The organism is Ligilactobacillus acidipiscis DSM 15836 (assembly GCF_001435755.1).
Lineage (GTDB): Bacteria > Bacillota > Bacilli > Lactobacillales > Lactobacillaceae > Ligilactobacillus > Ligilactobacillus acidipiscis.
The window spans coordinates 1-3,432 of sequence record NZ_AZFI01000194.1 but is presented as its reverse complement, the minus strand read 5'-3'; the positions used below and the strand labels follow the sequence as shown (position 1 = coordinate 3,432).

Here is a 3,432-nt window from a genome sequence, read left to right as displayed (position 1 = left end):
TTTTACCATCAACACTAAAAAGTGTAGACCCGAAATTTTCCGCTTCTTTTTTTAAGCCGCTATACTATTCATTAAGGATGAATATAAGTGTATTGACTGGCGTTAGAAATTGTTTGATAGTTTGGGCCACTTGGACTAGAGAAACCCATGCCGCCTTGAGAAATAGTGATCGTATTGCCACTGACACTTTCTACGTAAGCGACATGTCCGGCATAGCCGTCAGCTGTCCATTGACCGCCAACTGACTGTCCTGGATGAAAGACAACTAAAGAGCCGGCTGCTGGAGTATTATTAACTGCGAAGCCTTGTGAACGTGCAGATGAATCCCAGTTACCACCATTGCCCCAATAATTGCCGGCCCAGCTTGCACGGTTCTTGGCGAACCAAGTACATTGACCCCAGGCATAGGTGTTACCAGCAGAATTGGCAGCTTGACCATGTTGTTGATTACTTGAAGCAACAGGTGTACTTTGAACAGTATTACTGCTGTTGCTTACTGTCTGTTGCGGTTTTGAAACAACATTATTATTAGCTGTACTGTTACTTTGCTGCTCGGTTTTTTGTGGAGCCGGGGTGCTAGACTGTGCTTTAGCAGTTTGCTGAACACTAGTCTTAACTGGTGCTGCAGTTGGTGCAGATTGAACAGCTGAAGGATCTTTAGTTGGATCGTTGATCGTCAAAGATTGTCCAACTTGCAAAGCTGATGATGACAAAGCATTAGCTTCCCGGAGCGAATCAACAGTAACACCATAATCATTAGCAAGTGTATAGAGTGATTCGCCACTCTTTACCTCGTGAGTTACATGGTTAGCTGAAACCTTAGGTTGAGCCTTAGTCTGAACGGCTTCAGTTTTAGCAGGTTGAGTTGGTTGTTGTTGCTCTGCTTTTTCTTCAGGCTGTGTGGCCTGTGGTTGCTGCTGTTGTTCAGGCTGTTGTACACTTTCAGATTGTTTTTCTGCTTGCTGTGCAGGTTTTTGAGCCTGTTGTGTTTGCACACTTGGGGTGCTACCCTTCGCTGGTGTTACTGGAGTAGCTTTTTGTACTTCAGCAGCAACTTTCTGAGTTTTGGCCTGCTTAGGAGCAGGAGCTGCAGTCTTGGCAGTGCCATCTATTTTAAGCGTTTGTCCTGGTACGATCACACTGGAGCCTAGGTCATTTAATGAACGTATGTGATCAACAGAAGTACTATACTTCTGTGCAATTGACCAAAGCGAGTCACCAGCTTTTACTTCATATGTAGAAGTTGCTGTTGGCGTCTTTTCCTGTGAAGCTGTTTTAGTAGTTGTTGCTTTAGCAGCTTTGTCAGGAATTTGGATAGTATGGCCAGTAAAAATCAAGTGTGAACTTGAATCAACGTGATTCAACTCTTCGATCGATTTGATCGAAACTCCGTATTTCTGTGAAAGGCCCCAAACAGTATCATTTTGAGCTACCTTATGTGTAGTATTGGCTGATATAGTATTACCGCCAGCTAGAAATAAACCAGCAAGTCCTACAGTACCAAGTATCAATTTTTGTGATTTTTGTTCCAAGTATAGTCACTCCCTATCTTTTTTGTCTAATTTGTTCTTACAACTGAATGATTACATTTTAACGCATTAACGTATGAGTGCAAGAAAACAGTTTATGATTTTTAATTTATATATTGCTTCCGACACACACCTAAATTATACCTTATTTTTTGTAAAATAAAAAGCCATCCAATCCGGATGACTCTTTATTAGATTGTAAATATAACCTTAGTTTACATGCACTGCAAATTGTGGTTGGAAATACTGGGTACTGCCAATTTTTACGCTTTCTCCAGGTTGTGGGGCATGAATAAATTGTCCACCACCAAGAGCTATAGCAACATGGTAAGAATTACCTTGACTGCCCCAGAAGTAAAGATCACCAGGTTGAGCTTGAGAAACAGAGATCTTTGTACCAGCAGTTTCTTGTGATGATGTTACACGAGGAAGCTGTTTGCCAAAGTGTGCAAAGACATATTGAACAAAGCCTGAGCAATCAAAACCAGTACCAGGATTTGAACCACCCCATGAATAAGGTGTACCAATGAACTGTTTTGCATATGAAATCACTGAACCAGTCGATGCGCTTGAAGTTGTTGTTTGTGCTGTAGGAGCAGCTGAACGACTCTGAACTTGCTGAGGTTGAGAAGCCTGTTGTTGCGGCTGGCTGTAGCTTTGCTGTACTTTATTTTGTGTTGCTTGTGTGTTTTGTTGGGTCTGAGCGTTGTTAGCTGAACTCTGACTATTATTGTTTTGGTCAGCTGCTGGAGCTGTAGCCTGTACAGTAACAGGATTCTTTGTAGGGTCATTGATAGTTAATGTTTGACCTGCAGTTAGTGTAGGTGTTGTTAAAGCATTAGCTTTCCGAATAGAATCCGTGGAAACCCCGAATTTTTGAGCAACTGTATATAAAGAGTCACCGCTTTGTACTTTATAAGTTGTATGGTTAGCTGAAATCTGCGGTGTTACTTCTTGTGTTTGAGCCTGAGCTTGCTGTTGCGGCTGAGCTTGTGTTTTAGCAGGCTGAGCAGCAACAGTACCAACGACCTTCAAAGTTTGTCCCGGTTGAAGAACTGAAGAGTTCAAGTTATTCAAAGACATTAATTTAGCAACACTTGTCTTGTGAGCTTGGGCAATTGTCCAAAGTGAGTCGCCGGCTTTTACAGAATATGTAGAAGTATTGGCTGTTTGCTTTGGTGTAGTTGCTTTGACTGGTGTTGCTTTAGCATCCTTGTCAGGGATTTGGACATTTTGGCCAGGATAGATCAAATGTGAATTCGAACTAATGTGGTTTAATTGTTCAATAGACTGAATGGAAACACCATATTTTTGTGAAAGTCCCCATACTGTATCGTGATTAGCTACTTTATGAGTTGTGTCAGCTGAAACACCAGCATTACCAGCTAAGAATAAACTAGCTGCACCAATTGTGCCGACCAACAATGATTTTGTTGAATGATTCAAATATCTTCACTCCTGCTTAATTATTATTTTTTAGTGTTTGTTTGTTTCCTATAACTGAATGACTACATTGTAACGCTTGATTATTGCAGTCCAATTCAAATGAGTTTACAAAATGGTATAGTCCTGTAACAAAATTGTGTGAAGGTTGATGTGTTGGTGGTTTATAGATTAATTTAAATTTTTGGTTTTCAGTACAACTTTGGAATTTTAGATATAAATAGTATGCTTTTAGTATCTTAAAAGTAAATTTTTGCTTTTTGTTACAAAAAGATTACACGTTTTTAAAGAGGTTAAATTATTGAAAAAGTCATATAAGTACTTGCTAATATTCATAATGATTTGCACGTAAAAATTTTATCGATATTAATATTACAAAATAATTTCAGTAATTTACATTTTCATTACTGTATTTTTGACTAGAAACTTTATCCTGAATTATTCATACTTTTCGTTGCAG

The 3,432-nt window shown here is 39.5% G+C and carries 2 protein-coding genes; both read right to left on the bottom strand.

Annotation, left to right across the window (positions count from 1 at the left end; genetic code table 11):
- Positions 1–71 precede the first annotated feature (71 nt).
- Entirely contained in the window at positions 72–1,532 is a 1,461-nt protein-coding gene (locus FC65_RS09650) for a LysM peptidoglycan-binding domain-containing protein (RefSeq protein WP_056972512.1), read from the bottom strand.
- Between the two features lie 207 nt (positions 1,533–1,739).
- Positions 1,740–2,975: a C40 family peptidase gene (locus FC65_RS09645; protein ID WP_056972511.1), complete on the bottom strand. Its 1,236-nt coding sequence runs from the start codon at positions 2,973–2,975 to the stop codon at positions 1,740–1,742.
- Positions 2,976–3,432: the final 457 nt, after the last annotated feature.